This window comes from Roseateles subflavus, from assembly GCF_030285365.1.
In the GTDB taxonomy this organism is placed as follows: domain Bacteria; phylum Pseudomonadota; class Gammaproteobacteria; order Burkholderiales; family Burkholderiaceae_C; genus Roseateles_B; species Roseateles_B subflavus.
In genome coordinates this window covers 594,606-613,200 of sequence record NZ_JASVDS010000003.1, presented here as the reverse complement: position 1 = coordinate 613,200, position 18,595 = coordinate 594,606, and the positions used below count along the sequence as shown (strand labels likewise).

General features: G+C 72.2%; 17 protein-coding genes. 11 read left to right on the top strand and 6 right to left on the bottom strand.

Annotated elements, in window-relative coordinates:
* The first annotated feature begins 30 nt into the window (after positions 1-30).
* From QRD43_RS13755 to wecB, 8 genes are all read left to right on the top strand, one after another.
* A complete protein-coding gene (locus QRD43_RS13755) occupies positions 31-1,287 on the top strand; it encodes a porin family protein (RefSeq protein WP_285983037.1) in 1,257 nt (418 codons plus the stop codon).
* Positions 1,288-1,301: 14 nt separating this feature from the next.
* Positions 1,302-2,315, top strand: a complete 1,014-nt coding sequence (gene galE, locus QRD43_RS13750; protein WP_285983036.1) for a UDP-glucose 4-epimerase GalE — start codon at positions 1,302-1,304, stop codon at positions 2,313-2,315.
* A 37-nt stretch (positions 2,316-2,352) separates the two neighbouring features.
* Positions 2,353-3,792, top strand: coding sequence for a mannose-1-phosphate guanylyltransferase/mannose-6-phosphate isomerase (locus QRD43_RS13745; RefSeq protein WP_285983035.1), 1,440 nt, complete (start codon positions 2,353-2,355; stop codon positions 3,790-3,792).
* 61 nt (positions 3,793-3,853) lie between these two features.
* Positions 3,854-4,912: a dTDP-glucose 4,6-dehydratase gene (gene rfbB, locus QRD43_RS13740; protein WP_285983034.1), complete on the top strand. Its 1,059-nt coding sequence runs from the start codon at positions 3,854-3,856 to the stop codon at positions 4,910-4,912.
* Entirely contained in the window at positions 4,909-5,793 is an 885-nt protein-coding gene (gene rfbD / locus QRD43_RS13735; RefSeq protein ID WP_285983033.1) for a dTDP-4-dehydrorhamnose reductase, read from the top strand. The genes rfbB and rfbD overlap by 4 nt, the downstream gene beginning before the upstream one ends.
* 79 nt (positions 5,794-5,872) lie before the next feature.
* On the top strand, positions 5,873-6,760 hold the full coding sequence (gene rfbA / locus QRD43_RS13730) for a glucose-1-phosphate thymidylyltransferase RfbA (RefSeq protein ID WP_285983032.1): 888 nt from the start codon (positions 5,873-5,875) through the stop codon (positions 6,758-6,760).
* Positions 6,757-7,305: a dTDP-4-dehydrorhamnose 3,5-epimerase gene (rfbC, locus tag QRD43_RS13725; RefSeq protein ID WP_285983031.1), complete on the top strand. Its 549-nt coding sequence runs from the start codon at positions 6,757-6,759 to the stop codon at positions 7,303-7,305. Before rfbA ends, rfbC begins: the two co-directional genes overlap by 4 nt.
* A gap of 126 nt (positions 7,306-7,431) precedes the next feature.
* Positions 7,432-8,535, top strand: a complete 1,104-nt coding sequence (wecB, locus tag QRD43_RS13720; RefSeq protein WP_285983030.1) for a non-hydrolyzing UDP-N-acetylglucosamine 2-epimerase — start codon at positions 7,432-7,434, stop codon at positions 8,533-8,535.
* A 95-nt stretch (positions 8,536-8,630) separates the two neighbouring features.
* Here wecB and QRD43_RS13715 read toward each other — a convergent pair whose 3' ends face one another.
* Positions 8,631-9,638: an NAD-dependent epimerase gene (locus QRD43_RS13715; RefSeq protein WP_285983029.1), complete on the bottom strand. Its 1,008-nt coding sequence runs from the start codon at positions 9,636-9,638 to the stop codon at positions 8,631-8,633.
* Between the two features lie 160 nt (positions 9,639-9,798).
* Here QRD43_RS13715 and QRD43_RS13710 point away from each other — a divergent pair, with 160 nt between their 5' ends.
* The 3 genes from QRD43_RS13710 to QRD43_RS13700 are packed head-to-tail and all read left to right on the top strand — an operon-like array spanning position 9,799 to position 12,720.
* A complete protein-coding gene (locus QRD43_RS13710) occupies positions 9,799-10,581 on the top strand; it encodes a WecB/TagA/CpsF family glycosyltransferase (RefSeq protein ID WP_285983028.1) in 783 nt (260 codons plus the stop codon).
* Positions 10,581-11,729, top strand: coding sequence for a glycosyltransferase family protein (locus tag QRD43_RS13705; protein WP_285983194.1), 1,149 nt, complete (start codon positions 10,581-10,583; stop codon positions 11,727-11,729). Before QRD43_RS13710 ends, QRD43_RS13705 begins: the two co-directional genes overlap by 1 nt.
* Positions 11,730-11,733: 4 nt before the next feature.
* Entirely contained in the window at positions 11,734-12,720 is a 987-nt protein-coding gene (locus tag QRD43_RS13700) for an O-fucosyltransferase family protein (protein WP_285983027.1), read from the top strand.
* Here QRD43_RS13700 and QRD43_RS13695 read toward each other — a convergent pair.
* Genes QRD43_RS13695 through QRD43_RS13675 form a run of 5 tightly spaced genes read right to left on the bottom strand, consistent with a single transcriptional unit; the run spans position 12,706 to position 18,592 of the window.
* Positions 12,706-13,863, bottom strand: coding sequence for a glycosyltransferase family 4 protein (locus QRD43_RS13695; protein WP_285983026.1), 1,158 nt, complete (start codon positions 13,861-13,863; stop codon positions 12,706-12,708). The two genes, QRD43_RS13700 and QRD43_RS13695, sit on opposite strands and share 15 nt — an antisense overlap.
* Before the next feature lie 4 nt (positions 13,864-13,867).
* A complete protein-coding gene (locus QRD43_RS13690) occupies positions 13,868-15,007 on the bottom strand; it encodes a glycosyltransferase family 4 protein (protein WP_285983025.1) in 1,140 nt (379 codons plus the stop codon).
* The gene (locus QRD43_RS13685) at positions 15,000-15,881 is read right to left on the bottom strand and encodes a glycosyltransferase family 2 protein (protein WP_285983024.1); all 882 of its coding nucleotides are present in this window, start codon (positions 15,879-15,881) and stop codon (positions 15,000-15,002) included. Before QRD43_RS13685 ends, QRD43_RS13690 begins: the two co-directional genes overlap by 8 nt.
* Before the next feature lies 1 nt (position 15,882).
* Entirely contained in the window at positions 15,883-17,238 is a 1,356-nt protein-coding gene (locus QRD43_RS13680) for a hypothetical protein (protein WP_285983023.1), read from the bottom strand.
* A complete protein-coding gene (locus QRD43_RS13675) occupies positions 17,228-18,592 on the bottom strand; it encodes an O-antigen ligase family protein (protein ID WP_285983022.1) in 1,365 nt (454 codons plus the stop codon). Before QRD43_RS13675 ends, QRD43_RS13680 begins: the two co-directional genes overlap by 11 nt.
* Positions 18,593-18,595: the final 3 nt, after the last annotated feature.

Here is an 18,595-nt window from a genome sequence, read left to right as displayed (position 1 = left end):
TCGCCCGACGACAACACCGCTGACCCGCCCATGCCCGATCCCGCCGTCCGCCACACCCGCTCTGCACGCCCCGCCTCGCGCCCCGGGAACACCCCCGCGACGGCCAGCGCCGCCGCCCTGCTCCTGCTGTCGCTGCAGGCCGCGGCGGAGACGACCCCCTACTACGTCGGCGTCGGTGCGGGTCTCACGCATGTCTCGAACCTCTACCGGCTCAGCGACGGCAGCCCGCAGAGCAGCGACTGGGTCGGCAGCGCCAGCCTGCGCGCGGGGCTGGACCAGGTCTACGGCCGCCAGCGCCTGGTGCTGGACGCCGCCGTGCGCCAGCAGCGCTACCGCCGCAACCGCACGCTGGACAACAGCGGGTACAGCCTGTCAGGCGGCCTCAGCTGGGAAGCCTTCGAGAAGCTCGGCGGTTCCTTCAACGGCAGCACGAACCGTTCGCTCGCCGCGTTCAATCCCGGCGACCGCCCCAGCGTGGCCGAGCGCAATGTGCAGACGACCGACCAGCTCGGTGCCCAGGTCCGCTACGGCCTGGCGGGCGCCTGGCAGCTGGAGGGCGGCGTCGGCTGGCTGCGCGACCGCTACAGCCTCGCCAGCTACCGCCCCTACAACTACCGCCAGCACAGCGGCAACCTGGGCGTGAACTACCGCCCCCGCCCGGGCCTGAAGCTCGGCCTCGGCGGGCGCCTGACCCGCGGCAGCTACTTCGAGCGCGTCGTCGCCGGCGGCATCGGCGAGGACCTGGACCGCAAGGACGTGACCCTCAGCCTCGACTGGGAACCCGGCGGCGCCAGCAGCTACAACGCCCGCCTCGGCCACGCCCGGACACGCTACGGCGTCTCGGCCGCCAATGACGTCAGCGGCATGACCGGCTCGGTGCAATGGAACTGGGAGCCCAGCCCGAAGCTGCGACTCTCGACCCAGCTCGCCCGCGACGCCGGCCAGGACAGCAGCAGCCTGTTCTCCGGCCTGATCCGCACCGAGAACAACCGCAGCAGCACCTCGGTGCGCGTGGCCGCGACCTACGAGCTCAGCGCCAAGATCGCGCTCAACGCCAGTGTGCTGAACACCCACCGGGACCTGCGCTACACGAGCAACCTCGGCCAGGCCATCGACGGCAGCGACAGCAACCGCGTCCTGTCGATGGGCGCCAGCTGGACGCCGTGGCGCAACACGCAGCTCGGGTGCCAGCTCTCGCACGAGCAGCGCAGCAGCACCTCGACCCAGTTCTCCCTTCCCTACAACGCCAACGCCTTCGGCTGCAACGCGCAGCTGATCCTGCGCTGACCCTCGCACCCGCCATGGCCAAGATCCTGCTGACCGGCGCCGCCGGCTACATCGCGTCCCACACCTGGCTGGCCCTGCAGGCGGCCGGGCACGAGGTGGTCGGCGTCGACAACTTCTCCAACAGCTCACCCCTCGTGCTGGAGCGCCTGCGCGAGCTCGGCGGCCGGGCGCCGGTCTTCGAGCAGGTGGACGTGTGCACGCCCGCGCTGGCGCAGGTCTTCGAGCGCCACCGGCCGGACGCCGTCGTGCATTTCGCGGCCTTCAAGGCCGTCGGCGAGTCCACCAGCCAGCCGCTGGCCTACTACCGCAACAACATCGGCGGCCTCGTCAACGTCTGCGAGACCATGCAGCGCAGCGGCTGCCGGCGCATCGTCTTCAGCTCCAGCGCGACGGTCTACGGCGTGCCCGAGCGCCTGCCGCTGACCGAGGACGCCCCCGTCAGCGCGGTGAACCCCTATGGCGCGACCAAGCTCATGGGCGAGACCATCCTGCGCGACCTCGGCGCCTCGGACCCGCAGTGGCAGACGGCCTGCCTGCGCTACTTCAACCCGGTCGGCGCCCACGAGAGCGGCCGCATCGGCGAGGACCCGCGCGGCATCCCGAACAACCTCATGCCCTATGTGGCCCAGGTAGCCATCGGCCGCCGCGAGCGCCTGCAGGTCTTCGGCGACGACTACGACACCCCCGACGGCACCGGCGTGCGCGACTACATCCACGTCTGCGACCTGGCCGATGGCCACGTGGCCGCGCTGCGCCGCCTGCTCGAGCAGCCGGGCTCGCTGACGGTCAACCTCGGCACCGGCCGGGGCTACAGCGTGCTGGAGCTCGTCAAGGCCTACGAGCAGGCCAGCGGCCGCCCCATCCCCTACGACATCGTGGCCCGCCGCCCCGGGGACGTGGCCGCCTGCTACGCCGACCCCGCCCAGGCGCAGGCCCTGCTGGGCTGGCGCGCCCGGCACGACCTGCAGCGCATGTGCGAGGACAGCTGGCGCTGGCAGTCGATGAACCCCCAGGGCTTCCAGGCCTGAGCGCACGCGCCCTGCCGCCCGCATTCACCGAACGAACATGAGCACGATCCAGATCCAACCCGTCATCATGGCCGGCGGCAGCGGCACGCGGCTGTGGCCGCTCTCCCGCGCCGGCTTCCCCAAGCAGTTCCTGGTGCTGTCCGGCACGCAGAGCCTGTTCCAGCAGGCGGTGCAGCGCGTGGCGGGCCTCGCCACGTCGGACATCGCCGCCCTGCCCGCCCTCATCGTGGGCAACGAGGAGCACCGCTTCCTGGTGCTGGACCAGCTCCGCGACGCGAAGATCCAGACCGCCGCCGTGCTGCTGGAGCCCGTGGGCCGCAACACCGCACCGGCCGTGAGCCTCGCGGCGCTGCAGGCACTGGCCGCCGGCCAGGACCCCGTGCTGGTGGTGACCCCCGCCGACCAGACCGTGGTCGACGAGGCCGCCTTCACCGCGTCGCTGCAGCAGGCCGTGCGCCTAGCCGACGGCGGTGGCATCGTGATCCTCGGCATCACGCCGGACCGCCCCGAGACGGGCTTCGGCTACATCAAGAGCCGCGCCGACGGCGCGCAGTGGCAGGTCGAGCGTTTCGTCGAGAAGCCCGACCTGGCCACCGCCGAGGGCTACCTCGCCGCCGGCGGCTACTTCTGGAACAGCGGCATGTTCGTGATGCGTGCCAGCACCTGGCTGCAGGCGCTGCTGCGCTTCCGCCCGGACATCGACGTCGCCACCCGTGCCGCCTTTGCCGGCGCGCAGCCCGACGGCGTCTTCGTGCGCCCCGACAAGGCCCTCTTTGCCGCCGTGCCGGCCGAATCCGTCGACTACGCCGTGATGGAGCGCTGCCCCGGCAGCGACATCCCGCTGCACATGGTCCCGCTCGACGCCGGCTGGAACGACCTCGGCGCCTGGGATGCCGTCTGGCAGGTCGCGCCCAAGGACGCCGCCGGCAACGCCACCGTGGGCGACGCCCTGCTGGCGGACAGCCACAACACGCTGATCCATGCGAGCAGCCGCCTCGTCAGCGCCGTCGGTCTGGACAACATCGTGATCGTCGAGACGGCCGATGCCGTGCTGGTGGCCGATCGCAGCAAGAGCCAGGACGTCAAGAAGATCGTCAGCCAGCTCAGCGAGCGCCAGCGCGCCGAGCAGAACCTGCACCGCAAGGTCTACCGCCCCTGGGGCTGGTACGACAGCATCGACATGGGCGAGCGCTTCCAGGTCAAGCGCATCATGGTCAAGCCCGGCGCTTCGCTGAGCCTGCAGATGCACCACCACCGCGCCGAGCACTGGATCGTGGTCTCGGGCACCGCCGAGATCACCAACGGCGAGCAGGTGCTGCTGCTCTCGGAGAACCAGAGCACCTACATCCCCCTCGGCCAGGTCCACCGCCTGGCCAATCCGGGCAAGGTGCCGCTGGAGATCATCGAGGTGCAGTCCGGCGCCTACCTCGGCGAGGACGATATTGTCCGTTTTGATGACAGTTATGGACGGAAATGAGGGGCCGGCTGTCCGCTAGGATGGGCGTCCATCGTGGCAGACAGGCCCTGAGGTTCCTCACATGACAATCCTGGTCACCGGCGGCGCCGGCTTCATCGGCAGCAACTTCATCCTCGACTGGCTCGCCCAGGGCGAGGAGCCGGTGGTCAACCTCGACGCCCTCACCTACGCGGGCAACCTCGAGAACCTGGCGTCGCTGCAGGGCGATGCCCGCCATGTCTTCGTGCAGGGCGACATCACCGACCGCGCCCTCGTGGACCGCCTGCTGGCCGAGCACCGCCCGCGCGCGCTGATCCATTTCGCGGCCGAGAGCCACGTGGACCGCTCCATCAGCGGCCCCGGCGCCTTCATCAAGACGAACATCGAGGGCACCTACACGCTGCTGGAGGCCGCCCGCCAGCACTGGCAAGGGCTGCCCGAGCCCGAGCGCGCGGCCTTCCGCTTCCACCACGTCTCCACGGACGAGGTCTACGGCTCGCTCAAGGCCGAGGACCCCGCCTTCGCGGAGACGAACGCCTACGAGCCCAACAGCCCCTACTCGGCTTCCAAGGCCGCCAGCGACCACCTCGTGCGCGCCTGGCACCACACCTACGGCCTGCCGGTGCTCACCACCAACTGCTCGAACAACTACGGGCCCTACCACTTCCCCGAGAAGCTGATCCCGCTGATGATCGTCAACGCGCTGGCGGGCAAGCCCCTGCCGGTCTACGGCGACGGGCAGCAGATCCGCGACTGGCTCTATGTGCGCGACCACGCCTCGGCCATCCGCGCCGTGCTGGCCGAGGGCCGCGTGGGCGAGACTTACAATATCGGCGGCTGGAACGAGATGGCCAACATCGACATCGTGAAGACGGTGTGCGCCCTGCTGGACGAGCTGCGCCCCGATGCCGCCGGCCCCTACAGCCGCCTCATCACCTACGTGAAGGACCGCCCCGGCCACGACCGCCGCTATGCCATCGACGCCCGCAAGATCGAGCGCGAGCTGGGCTGGCGCCCGGCCGAGACCTTCGCCACCGGCATCCGCAAGACGGTGCAGTGGTACCTCGACCATCCCGCGTGGGTGCAGCGCGTGCAGTCCGGTGCCTACCGCGACTGGGTCCAGCAGCAGTACGGCGCATGAAGATCCTCCTGCTCGGGGCCTCCGGCCAGCTCGGATGGGAGCTGCAGCGCTCGCTCGCGCCGCTGGGTGAGCTGCTGGCACCGGGTCGCGCCGAGGGCGCCGATCTCGGGGATCCGGATCGGCTCGAGGCCCTGGCCCGCGCCCTCGCGCCGGACGCCATCGTCAATGCCGCGGCCTACACCGCCGTCGACAAGGCCGAGTCCGAGCCCGCGCTGGCGCGCCTCGTCAACACCGAGTCCGTCGCCCGGCTGGCCCGCGTCGCGAAGGAACGTGCGGCGCTGCTCCTGCACTACAGCACGGACTACGTCTTCGATGGCAGCGGTGACGGTCCGCGCGACGAGACCGCCGCGACCGGGCCGCTGAGCGTCTACGGCCGGACCAAGCTCGAGGGCGAGCAGGCGATCCAGGCCAGCGGCTGCCGCCACCTGATCCTGCGCACCTCCTGGGTGTATGCGGCACGGGGTGGCAACTTCGCCAAGACCATGCTGCGCCTGGCCGCCGAGCGCGAGCAGCTACGCGTGGTGAATGACCAGATCGGCGCGCCCACCGGGGCCGAGCTGCTGGCCGACGGCAGCGCCCATGCGCTGCGCCAGTGCCTGCGCGAGCCGGCCTCCGGCGGCCTGTACCACCTCGCCGCCCAGGGCAGCACGAGCTGGGCCGACTACGCCCGCTTCGTGATCGACGAGGCACGCCGCCAGGGTCAGGTCTTGCGCTGCCAGGAGGTCGTGGGCATCCCCAGCCAGGACTACCCGACGCCCGCCCGACGCCCGCTGAACTCGCGCCTGGACTGCCGGCGCTTCGAGGCTGACTTCGGGCTGCGGCTGCCGCCCTGGGAGCCCGGCGTGCGCCGCATGATCCGCGAGTGCCTGGGCGGCCTCTGAGAACTCCGGGCAAATCATCCGCCTCATTGCGGGCTGGCGCCCGGCCGGCCGTGGCATGCTCGGGGCCTCGGAGGTCTGCATGAAGAAGCGCAAAGGCATCATCCTCGCCGGAGGCTCCGGCACCCGGCTGCATCCGGCCACGCTGGCCATGAGCAAGCAGCTGCTGCCGGTCTACGACAAGCCCATGGTCTATTACCCGCTCAGCACGCTGATGCTGGCGGGCATCCGCGACATCCTGCTCATCAGCACGCCGCAGGACCTGCCGCGCTTCGAGGCGCTGCTGGGCGACGGCTCGCGCTGGGGCCTGAACCTGCAGTACTGCGTGCAGCCGAGCCCCGACGGCCTGGCGCAGGCCTTCGTGCTGGGCCGCGACTTCATCGGCGGCGCGCCCTCGGCCCTGGTGCTGGGCGACAACATCTTCTACGGCCACGACTTCCAGGCCATCCTGCAGCACGCGGCGGACACGCCGACGGGGGCCACGGTGTTCGCCTACCACGTCCAGGATCCCGAGCGCTACGGCGTGGTCGAGTTCGGCCGGGACCTGCAGGCCATCTCCATCGAGGAGAAGCCGAAGCAGCCCAAGAGCAACTACGCCGTGACCGGGCTCTACTTCTACGACGAGCAGGTCTGCGACATCGCTGCCGACATCCGCCCCAGCGCCCGCGGCGAACTGGAGATCACCGACGTCAACGCCACCTACCTGCGCCAGCAGCAGCTGCAGGTGGAGATCATGGGCCGCGGCTATGCCTGGCTCGACACCGGCACGCATGACAGCCTGCTCGACGCCAGCCAGTTCATCGCCACGCTCGAGAAGCGCCAGGGTCTGAAGGTGGCCTGCCCGGAGGAGGTCGCCTTCCGCAACGGCTGGATCGACGAGGCCCAGATCGAGCGCCTGGCCCAGCCCATGCTGAAGAACGGCTACGGCCAGTACCTGATGAAGCTGCTGCGCGAGAGGGCCGGCCAATGAAGATCACGCCGACCGCCCTGCCCGAGGTGCTGCTCATCGAGCCCCGCGTCTTCGGCGACGCCCGCGGCTTCTTCCTGGAAAGCTGGAACCAGCAGGCCTTCGATGCCGCCGTGGGTCGGGAGGTGCGCTTCGTGCAGGACAACCAGTCCCGCTCCGGCCGCGGCGTGCTGCGCGGCATGCACTACCAGCGCGCGCCGCATGCCCAGGGCAAGCTGGTGCGCGTATCCCTGGGCCGCGTCTTCGACGTGGCCGTGGACCTGCGCCGCGACAGCCCCCGCTTCGGCCGCTGGACCGGCACCGAGCTCAGCAGCGACAACCACCGCCAGCTGTGGATCCCGCCGGGCTTCGCGCATGGCTTCCTCGTGCTCAGCGAGACCGCCGACTTCCTCTACAAGACGACCGACTACTACGCCCCCGCCAGCGAGGCCGGCCTCGCCTGGGACGACCCGGCGGTGGGCATCGCCTGGCCGCTCGACGGCCTCACGCCCCTGCTGGCGGACAAGGATCGCCAGGCGCCCAGCCTGGCCACGACGCCCGGCTTCTGAGCCCGCGAGGCGCGTGCGCAGCGGGCAGCGGCATGCCCCTCGTCTGCGGGGAGCACGGCGCCGGAACGCTGGCCCGGGCAGCCCCCCCGCCTAGAATGCCCGGCAACACCGCATCTGGCCTGCCCCATGTCCAAACCCTGCATCCATCTCGTCGCCGGCGCCCGCCCCAATTTCATGAAGATCGCGCCCATCGTGCGCGCGCTGCAGGCGGACGGCCGGCTGGCCTGGAAGATCGTGCACACCGGCCAGCACTATGACCGGGACATGAACGACGTCTTCTTCGAGGAGCTCGGCATTCCCCAGCCGGACGTGCGCCTGGGCTGCGGCGGCGGCAGCCACGCGGCCCAGACCGGCAAGATCATGCAGGCCTACGAGGACCTGGTGAACGCCGAGAAGCCCGCCGCCTGCCTGGTGGTGGGTGACGTGAACTCCACGCTCGCCTGCTCCGTCGTCGCCAAGAAGGCCTGCGTGCCCGTGGCCCACGTCGAGGCCGGCCTGCGCAGCGGCGACATGACCATGCCCGAGGAGATCAACCGCCTCGTGACGGACGCCATCTCCGACTGGTTCTTCGTCACCGAGCCCAGCGGCTACGAGCACCTCAAGCGCGAGGGCAAGGACCTGTCCATCGTCTACGACGTCGGCCATGTGATGGTCGACAACGTGCTCTTCCAGGCCGAGAAGCTCAAGACCATGGACACCTCGGGCCTCGAGACCGACGCCTACAAGAAGGCCCATGCGCGCTACGGCGTCGTGACCCTGCACCGGCCCTCCAACGTGGACAGCGCCGAGGCGCTGGAGCGCATCGCCACCGTGCTGCGCACCGTCTCGGAAGAGCTGCCCCTGATCTTCCCGGTGCATCCGCGCACCCGCGCCAACATCGAGAAGTTCGGCATCGACCTCGGCCGCAACGTCACGCTGATGGGCCCGCAGGCCTATATGTCCTTCCTGCACCTGTGGAAGGATGCCGTGGTCGTGCTCACCGACAGCGGCGGCCTGCAGGAGGAGACCACCGCCCTGGGCGTGCCCTGCATCACCATGCGCGAGAACACCGAGCGCCCGGTCACCGTCGACGAGGGCAGCAATGTGCTGGCCGGCACCGACCCCGCCAAGATCATCCCGCTGGCGCTCGACGCCATCCGCCACGGCGGCAAGCGCGGCCGCCGCCCCGCGCTGTGGGACGGCAAGGCCGCCGAGCGCATCGTCGACATCCTGGCCGGCAAGCTGCTCTGAGCGGCCTGCCGCCATGACAAAGGGCCGCGACAAGCGGCCCCTTTTTTTGGCCGGACCGGCCGCACCCGGCGGCGCGGCGTCCGTTCAAGGTGCGATCACACCTTGAAGTAGTCGCGGTACCAGGCCACGAAGTTGGCCACGCCCTGCGGCACCGGCATCGCGGGCTTGAAGCCCGTCCAGGCGGCGAGTTCCTCGACGTCGGCATGCGTGGCCGGCACGTCGCCGTCCTGCAGGGGCAGGAAGTTCTTCTGCGCCTCGCGGCCCACGGCCTGCTCGATGGCGTGGATGAAGTCCATCAGCTTCACCGGGTCGTGGTTGCCGATGTTGAAGACGCGGTAGGGCGCGTCGGAACGGGCCGGGTCGGCCGTCATCGCGTCGTAGCCCTCGTCCGCCGTGGCCGGGCGGTCCAGCACCCGCACCACGCCCTCGGCGATGTCGTCGATGTAGGTGAAGTCGCGGATCATCTGGCCGTGGTTGAACACGTCGATGGGCCGGCCCTCGAGGATGGCCTTGGTGAAGAGGAACAGCGCCATGTCCGGGCGGCCCCAGGGGCCGTAGACCGTGAAGAAGCGCAGGCCCGTGGTGGGCAGGCGGTAGAGATGGCTGTAGGTGTGCGCCATCAGCTCGTTGGCCTTCTTGGTGGCCGCGTAGAGGCTCACCGGGTGATCCACCCCGTGGTGCTCCGAGAACGGCATGCGCACGTTGCCGCCGTACACGCTGGAGCTGGACGCATAGGCCAGGTGCTGCACGCCGTGATGGCGGCAACCTTCCAGGATGTTCATGAAGCCGACGATGTTGCTGTCGATGTAGGCATGCGGGTTCTGCAGCGAGTAGCGCACGCCGGCCTGCGCGGCCAGGTGCACCACGCGGTCGAACTTCTGCTCGGCGAACAGCCGCTCCATGCCGGCGCGGTCCTCCACGGACAGCTGCACGAAGCTGAAGCCCGGCCGGCCCGTCAGGCGCGCCAGGCGGTCGCGCTTGAGCTGGGGGTCGTAGTAGTCGTTCAGGTTGTCCAGGCCCACGACCTCGTCGCCCCGCCCCAACAGGATCTGGCTGACATGCATGCCGATGAAGCCGGCGGCCCCGGTGACCAAAACTTTCATTTCCACTCCGATAGCAACGCGCCTTCGCCGACCCCGCGGCGGGGGGCCTTGCGAAAACGAATGGTCCGCATTGTCTGCGAAGGACCGCCCGTTTTTGGCGGCACAATCCACCCACTCATGGGTGCCAGCGCACCCCGCCGCCCCCACCGCAGCCCCCCGCATGCCACCGTCCCGCCCTCCGCCGCTGCAGGAAACACAGCTGTTCGGCATCCGGCTCTGTGCCGGCACGCTGCGGGCGGCCGTCGACCAGGTGCTGGACCTGGCCCGTCGCGGTCAGGGCGGCACCGTCTGCGCGGCCAATGTCGACATGCTCACCCAGGCCCGGCGCGCGCCGGCACTCGCTCGGCTGATGCGGGAGGCCGACCTGGTCGTCACCGACGGCATGCCCCTCGTGTGGGCGCTGCGCCGCTTCGAGGGTCTGCGCCTGGAGCGCGTCACCGGCCCGCACCTGACCCTGGCCCTGTGCGACGAAGCCGCGCAGCAAGGGCTGGGCGTCTACCTCTTCGGCGGCTCGCCCGACGAGCTGGAGGCCATGGCGACCTCGCTTCGGACCCGATGCCCGGCGCTGCGCCTCGTGGGCCAGGAGTCCCCGCCCTTGCTGCCGCAGCAGCCGGCCTACGACCCGGCGCTCGCCGCCCGCATCAACGCCTCGGGCGCCGCCCTGGTCTTCGTGGGCCTGGGCTGTCCCAAGCAGGAGTTCTGGATGCAGGCCCACCGTCCCCACCTCCAGGCCGTTTGCCTGGGCGTGGGTTACGCCTTCGCCCTGATCGGCGGCCTGCAGAAGACGGCACCCCAGTGGATGCAGCGCCACGGGCTGGAATGGCTGTTCCGGCTGGTGCAGGAGCCGCGGCGGCTGTGGCGGCGCTACCTGATCGGGAACAGCCTCTTCGTGGCGCTGTGCCTGCGCGCCTGCCTGCGTCCGGGCCGCCGCCGGGCCTCGTGATGCGCCTGCTGCTGCTGCTCCAGGGCCGTTCCCCGGCCGACCAGCCAGGCTACCACCAGGCCCTGGTCGAGCTGCAGGCCCGCGGCGTGATCGAAGCCTTCCATTGCCTGCCCTACCTGCCCTCGGGCCCGGAGGCATCGCCGGATCCCGCGCACTGGCCCGCGCTTTACCGCCGGGCGCTGCAGATCGTCGCCGACGAGGCCATCGACGTGCTGATGCTGCAGTGGTTCCACGGCCCGCTGGCGGACCCGCGCCCCTTCATCGCCGAGGCCCGACGGATCCGGCCGCAGCTGCTGGTCGTGACGACGGGCGGCGACCCCTACGGTCGCTGGCTGCAGCGCCCGCCGGCCAGCCTGTTCCAGGCCGCCTCGCAGTCGGACATGTGCTTCCTGACCTCCATGGGCTACATGGCCGATGCGCTGATCGACCGGGGCGCCCGCAATGTGCTCCTGATGCCCAACGGCGCCTGCCAGGTCCGCTTCAGCGCGCCGGGGGTCCCCGTGGCGCCCCCGGCGTTCGACGTCGTCTTCATCGGCAGCCACAACGGCGGCCGCAATCCCTTCACGCGACTGAGCCGCTCCGGCCGGCAGCGGACGGAGATGGTCCGGCAGCTGACCCGGCGCTACGGCCGGCGCTTCGGCCTCTTCGGCCTGAACTGGGCGGGCCAGCCGGCCTGGCAGGGGCCGGTGGCCTACGCCAGGCAGCACCAGGCGGCGCTGCAGGGCCGCCTCCAGCTGGGCGGCTTTCCCGGCTCCATCGCGCCCTACTACACCTCGGACCGCTTCTACATCGCCCTGGCCAGCGGTGTGCCGCTGCTGGACTTCCGCGTCCCGCGGGTCGATCGCCTGGCCACGCCGGACGTTCACTGGAGAGGTTATGACAGCCTGCCTTCGCTGCTGCAGGCGGTCGATCGCGCGCTGGACCTGCCCCCCGAGGCCCTCCAGGCCTGGGGGCAGCGGGCGCGCGACTACGTGCTCGGTGCCCACACGCACGCCCACCGGACGCACGAGATGGTGGACCTGGTGCAGGCACTGATCCAGGCCCGACGCCTCGGGAGGCCGATGCCGCCGCCGCGGCTGCGCTGCTTCGCGCCCGGGGTGGATCCCGCGGCCGAGGCGCCCTTTGCCGTGCGCGGCTGGACGGGCTGAGGCCATGGCCGCTCCCGCGCTCTACCTCAAGCCCGTCAGCGGCCTGGCCAACCGCCTGCGCACGATCGCCTCGGCGCGGGTCGAGGCCCGCCGGCTCGGCCGCCCGCTGCAGGTGCTCTGGGAGCGCGACGCGGCGCTGAATTGCGACTACCAGGACCTGCTGCTGCCGCCCGAGGACTTCCGCGTGCACGACTACTGCCGCGGCGTGCCCGACCGCCTGCTGCCGGCGGTGCGCGCCCTGTGGCCCACCTCGCGCCGGCAGGCCGGCTCGGCGCCCCATGCCTGGCTGCGCCGCTGCCTGGCCCCGCAGCTGCCGGCCCGCCAGCAGTGGATCAGCGAGGACCTGGCCGCGCGCTTCCCGCCGTTCCCGCCCTCGACGGACTACCCGCAGCACGAGGCCGCCACCCAGCGGGCCATCGCCGAGGCGCTGGCGCCTGCGGATCCCGCGTCGGCGATGTTCGTGTCGAGCTGCTGGAAGATCGGTGAGGCCGGCGCCGACTACGGTTTCGTGCGACCGGTGCCCGCCATCGCGCAGGCGGTGGCCGCCCAGCGGGCGACACTGGCCGGCTGCATCGGCGTGCACATCCGCCAGGGCGACCATGCCGAGGCCATCGCCCACAGCCCGGTGAGCGCCTTTCTCGAGGCCATGCAGGCCCGGCTGGCGAAGGCGCCTGGCACGCGCTTCTTCGTGGCCACCGACAGCCTCGCGGCCTGGCAGCACCTCGAGGCGGCCCTGGGCGAGCGCGTGCTGCGCTATGCCCACAGCAACGCGGACCGCAACAGCGTGGCCGGCATCCAGTCCGCGCTGGCCGAGCTGCTCATGCTCTCGCTCACGACGGAGATCTGGGGCTCTCACATGAGCTCGTTCTCGTATGTGCCCGGCGAGATCGGCGGCCTCACGGTCCGCGCGATCCGCACGGGCGCGACGGCGGGACGGCCACCGGGCGACGCGGGGCTCGGGTCCCCGGCCGGCGGATCAGCCGCGTCCTGAAGCCAGCGCGCGGCCGTAGAAGGCCATCAGCGCGTCCCGGTGGCGAGGGGGCGACCAGCGGGCCAGGAAGTCCTCGCGCGCGGCCTCGCCGCGACGCCGCGCTTCCTCGGGCGATTGCAGCACGGACTGCAGCACCGCCTGCCAGGCCGGCGGATCGTCGGCCGGCAGGACCCAGCCCGTGCGGCCCGCCTGCACGAGTTCCGGCAGCGCGCCCTGCGCGGACACCACCGCCGGCAGGCCCTCGCTGAAGGCCTCGATCACCGTCAGGCCGAAGGACTCCGCCGCGCGGCTGGGCAGCAGCAAGGCCCGCGCGCGGCGCATCTCCCGCCGCACCTCGGCGGGCGGCAGCGGGCCCAGGCAGCGCAGGCCCGGCACGGCCTCGAGCGCGCCCCGCAGCGGGCCGTCGCCCACCACCGTGATCGTGCCGGGCGCCCCCTGCGCCGCCAGCGTCATGAGCAGGTCCAGGCCCTTCTCCGGGGCGAGCCGGCCCACATACAGCAGGCCGTGGCGCGGCGCATCCGACGGGGGCTCGGTGGCGGTCTCGGCAAAGTTCGGCAGCACCTCGATGCGATCCGCCGGCAGCCCGCCGCGGCACATCGCCTCGCGCACCGGGCTCGACACGGCGGCAAAGCGGGTCACGCCGCGATGCCAGGTGCCCAGGGCGCGATGCACCTGCAGCGTCAGGGCGACCACCCCGCTCTGCGCCGCGCTGCCGCGGTAGCAGCGATGCCAGACGGCCCGCCAGGGCACCTGCCCCACGCAGTCCTCGCAGGGCGCGCCCGCGCGCAGCATCAGGCCGTTGGCGCACACCAGACGGTAGTTGTGCAGCGTCATCACCACCGGCACGCCGGCCTGCCGTGCCGCGTGGATGACCGACGGCGACAGCAGCGGCATCGTGTTGTGGACGTGCACGAGCTCCGGCCGTGCCTGCGCGATCCGGGCCAGGACCGCCGCGTGACTCTCGCGGGACCACACGGCGTCGAGGGCCAGGCGCCAGGACGCCCGCCCGCGCACCTCGTCATTGTGCCGCAGCAGCTGCATCACCTCATGGCCGTCGGCCCGCAGCAGCGCGGCCTCGCGGTCGACGACGACGTCCTCGCCGCCGCGCTGCTGGTACTGGTTGTGGATCTGGAGGATGCGCATGGCGTCAGGGGCTCGGGCGGCCGGGCCGGGGCGAGGCCAGCGCCTGGCGCACGGCGCCGACGAGGCCGGCCGCCGCCGCGTCGAACGTCAGCGGGGCCACGCACTGCAGCGCCCCTTGCGAGAGGCGGGACCAGGCGGCGGTGTCGCTCAGCAGGCCGGCGGCCGCGCGGGACCAGGCCTCGGCGTCCAGCGGCCCGACGCGCCCGCTCACGCCGTCCACCACCAGCTCCCCGGCGCACCCGGCCTCAGGCGTGGTGAAGACCGGCACGCCCGCCGCGCAGGCTTCGTTGGCGACCAGGCCCCAGGCCTCCCAGGTCGTGGGAAAGAGGAACAGGCGAGCCTCGCGGTACAACGCCGGCAGCTCGGCCTGGGGGCGCCAGCCGAGGAACTCGCTGTGCACCGTGCGGGCGCGCTCGGCCGCACGCTCGCGCAGCCGGGGCTCCAGCGGCCCGGCGCCGAGCCAGCGCAGGCGCACCGGCCGCCCGAGGCGCTCGGCGGTGCGGTGTGCCACCTCCAGCGCGAAGAGCGGCTGCTTGGTCTCCACGAAGCGTGCCGAGAACAGCATGTCCACCGGCCGCGGCTGCTCGGGCAGCGGCGCGAAGGGCCGGTTGTCCGTGCAGATCGGCGCCAGGTGGCCCCGGTCCGCCGGCATGCCGTACTGCTGCAGCAAGGCCATCGACGCCCGGCTCGCCCCGATGCCCGCTGCCGATCGTCGGTAGACCCAGCGGCGCAGCGCCCGGTGCACGGCGCTCAGGTGCGCCTCGTGGCACAGCGTGCCGTCCGTCATCGCCACATGCGGCCGCCCGTGCCGGCGCGCCCAGGCATAGGCGAGCAGGTAGCTGGGGATGAAGCCGGTGGTGATGACGACGTCGGGCTGCACCTCCGTGAGCACGCGCCACGCGGCGGGATCGGCGTGGACGAAGCGGCGCTCGAAGGCCAGGAAGCGGCCGGGCAGGAAATGGCTCGTCACGCCCGGGGCCGTCAGCGGGATGTCGGGGTCGATGTACGGACGGGCGCAGTAGAGGATGTGCCAGTCCCAGCCCGACGACGCCGCCGCGGCCGCGTAGGCCGGGACGCGGTAGGGCGCCGGGGCGCTGGTGATGAGCGCCACGCGCAGGCGTCGGCCGTCGTGCCGCTCAACCACGGCCGGCTCTCCGCCCGCGCAGGGCCTGGCTGAGCAGCTTGACGTAGGGCCAGGCGAAATAGAGCGGCCAGGCCAGGCCCATGTGACGGCGCGTGAAGTGCAGCCAGGAGCGCCACGGCAGCCCCTTGCGGGACCGCATGTGACGCCAGCGCCGCAGCCAGGGCAGCGCGGGATCGAGGTAGGTCCCGGTCGGCGGATTGTCCGAGCACCAGCCCCAGTGCCCCGGCGCCAGCCACACGCCGACCCCGAGGGTGCGCGCGCGCAAGGCGTAGTCCGTGTCGCCCATGGCGTGCTCGAAGACCGGGTCCAGGTCGCCGACGCGCGCCCGTGCGTCGCGGGGCAGCAGGACGATGTTGCCGTTCATGCCGTCACAGGGCAAAGGCTGCGTGCCCGGCGCCAGATGCTCGAAACGGCTGCGCCGCCAGCCGGACCCGCGCCGCTCGCCGCCGTAGCTCGTGAGCCCCGTGCGCACATCCGCCGTCGCGCCCACGACCACCAGCGGGCCCTCGCCCCGCGCCCGCAGCGCGGCCTCCGTGTCCAAGAGGGCCGTGAGCACCCCCGGGCGCAGATCCACGTCGTCATTCAGCAGCCACTGGTGCGTCGCGGCCTGCGCCTCGGGCTGCTGCTGCGCCAGGTGCATGCTGCGGCACCAGAACAGCGGCTCGCGGGTGCGGATCACCCGGACCCAGTCGTGCCGTGCGCCCACGAGCTCGGCCGTGCCGTCGGTGCTGCCGTCGTCGACGAGCACGGCACACAGCTCGCCGCCGCGCGCCCGCAGCGCCTCGCGCTCCCGCGCCACGCCCTCGAGGCAGCGCAGGGTGGCGTCCTTGCGATTGAAGCTGCAGAGCAGCGCACAGATGCGGATCGTCGTCATGTCAGCGTCCCGGCTCCGCGGACCCGTCCGCGGCGATGAGCAACTGCACCGGGATGCGGCCGATGCGCAGCCGGCCTTCCGGGACCGCGGGCAGGCGATCGGCCGCCGGGGCGAACAGCAGCTGGGCCCGCCGCAGCGAGGTCGCGCCGGGCAGGCCGAGGGCACTCGCCAGCTCGGCCGGGCTGGTCTCGGCCGTCGCGGGGCCATCGCTCCAGAGCCACAGGCGCTGCTCGCCGTCACGCTCGCCCCGGCAGGCGATGAGCGGCACGCGCTTCATGACCAGCAGCCGGCAGCCCTGGAAGCGCACGCCCGCCACCCAGGTCTGCAGCGCCGCATAGGCCGTCGCGGCGCGGCGCCAGTGGCCGTCGGCGTCGAGCATCCCGGTGTCCTGGTTGTCCCAGGCGTAGTAGAAGAACCGGGACCATCCCGCCGCTGCGCCGAAGAGGTGCAGCTGCGCCATCAGGGCCGCGCCGTCGTCCGGGTTGCGGCCCTCCCCTTGCATGGGAGCGCCGGACTCGGTGTTCCACAGCGGCAGGTGCTCGAGCCCGTGCTTCTGCATCACGGCACGCACCTTGACCAGCTCGGCCGCCGACTGCCGGACGGAGGAGGCATAGAAGTGGTAGCAGATGGCCTGGACATACTGCTTGCCGCCGGCCGCGAGAAACAGGTCGAGCCGCTGGGGGCCGTTCACGAAGCCCGGCGTGCAGAGCCTGGCCCCCGGCTGGACGGCATCCAGCTCGGCCCGCGCGACCCGGGCCATCTCGACCAGCTGCGTCACGGAGCCCGTGAAGAAGAGCGGGTGGCGCCGGTCGATCTCCAGCTCGGACAGCCCCGGCTCGTTCCAGAGCTCGTAGGCCTCGATGCGGTCGCCATAGCGGCTCGCGACGGCCCGCACGAGGGCCGCGAAGTCCGCCATGTCGCGCGGCTCGGCGCTGCAGCCCCAGGGGTTGTAGGGGCAGGGCTCGGCAGGGCGGGCGCTGGCCCAGCGCGGGGTGAGCGCGAGCGGGTACAGCAGCCGTGCGCCGCGCGCCCGGGCCGTGTTCACGTAGACGTCCAGCCGGCGGAAGTCCCAGACGCCGGGCTCGGGATTGATCGACCACCAGGACACGCCGGCGTCCCACAGCCGCAGCGCGCCCACCTGCACGGGCGGCCAGGCCGTCGTTCCGGCCTCGCCCACGGGCGTGCCCTGCAGGCGATGGAAGTGCTGGCCCCAGAAGGCGCCCTCCACGGGCGGGCGCGGCGTCGCGGTGGCCACGCTCACCGCGTCGGAGCCGAGCGCGGGCTCCGCCCCCGCGAGCCCCAGGCACAGCAGGGCCATCGCGGCATGGCGCCATAGACGGCGGACCTCAGCGCGCATGGGCGCCTCCCTGCACGGCGGCCAGGCGCGGCCCGCGGACCGCACCGGGCGCGTGGGCCTGCACCCAGGCCAGGGCCGTGCCCATCACCAGCCCCTGCCACAGGCCGACGCCGTAGGGAATGAAGTAGACCGCCATCATCACGAGCAGCGTGAACAGCAGCGCCGCGGGACCGGCGGCCGCTTCCTCGCGCGCCAGCCGGCGCAGGCCCGCGAGCGCGGCGCCCAGGGCGGCCAGGAAGGCCCCGAGCCCGGCCAGGCCCAGGTTGTAGAGCGTCTGGACGTACATGTTGTGCGCGAAGTAGGTGATGACGCGCACCCGGCCCTCGTCGTCGATGACCACCCGGCTGTTGTCGGTGCCGAAGGGATTGCCGATGGCCACCGCCGCGGGCCCGCTGTCCTGCCACTTGCGGATCATGGCGGCCCAGCCCTGCAGGCGGTCGGAGGCCGTGTCCTGCCCGCGCAGGGCGCGTCCGGCCGACTGCCCCAGCTGCGCGGCCAGGCCACTGCCCTTCTCGCTCGCGATCAGCGGCAGCAGCACCAGGCTCAGCACCAGGACCAGCGCGCTGAGCTGGCGCACGGCCCGGCTGCTGTCCCGGGCCATCAGGAGCGGCGTCACGGCGCCGACCATCACCGCCAGCCACACGGACCGGTGCTGCAGCAGCAGGACGAGCCCCGCGAGCGGCAGCATCAGGAAGCGCCAGCCGGGCAGCGTGGGCGCGACGGCGCTGAAGTACACGAGCACGATGAGCAGCTGCCCGAGCAGGATCGCATCCCCGGAGCCGATGACACGGATCGCGCCATCGACGTTGTAGACACCCTGCGGGGGCAGCAGGTCGGGGATCGGCAGGTAGTAGACCGTCCAGCGGTAGAGCACCAGCAGCGCCAGCGCTCCGCCGAGCGTCACCCAGGGCCGGAACAGGGCGCCGAAACCGGCGCGGCGCCAGTCGAAGGTCATGACGTAGGTGGCGACGGCGGCGAAGTAGAAGTAGTCCCGCACATGCACGCCGGCCGTCGTGCCGTAGGTGAGGAGGCCGCGCCCGAAGCTCACGGCCATCACCAGGAGGAAGAGCAGCCAGGCGCGGTGCAGCCGCACCTCGCTGCCCGCCCAGAGGCAGCGGCCGAGCGCGACGGCGGCCAGCACGACGCTCGCCAGGTCACCGGCGAAGACCGCCGTGCCCAGGTGCAGCAGCGGCGCGCCCATGACGAGCGTATCCGTCAGGGCCATGGCCGCCGCCCAGCCGATGCCGACGGCCACGGACCGCCAGGCCGACAGCAGCAGGACGAACAGCCCCGCGGCCAGGGCCATCGCCACGGCAAGGGGCAAGCTGAGGAGGACGAGGGTCTGGATCTGCATGGA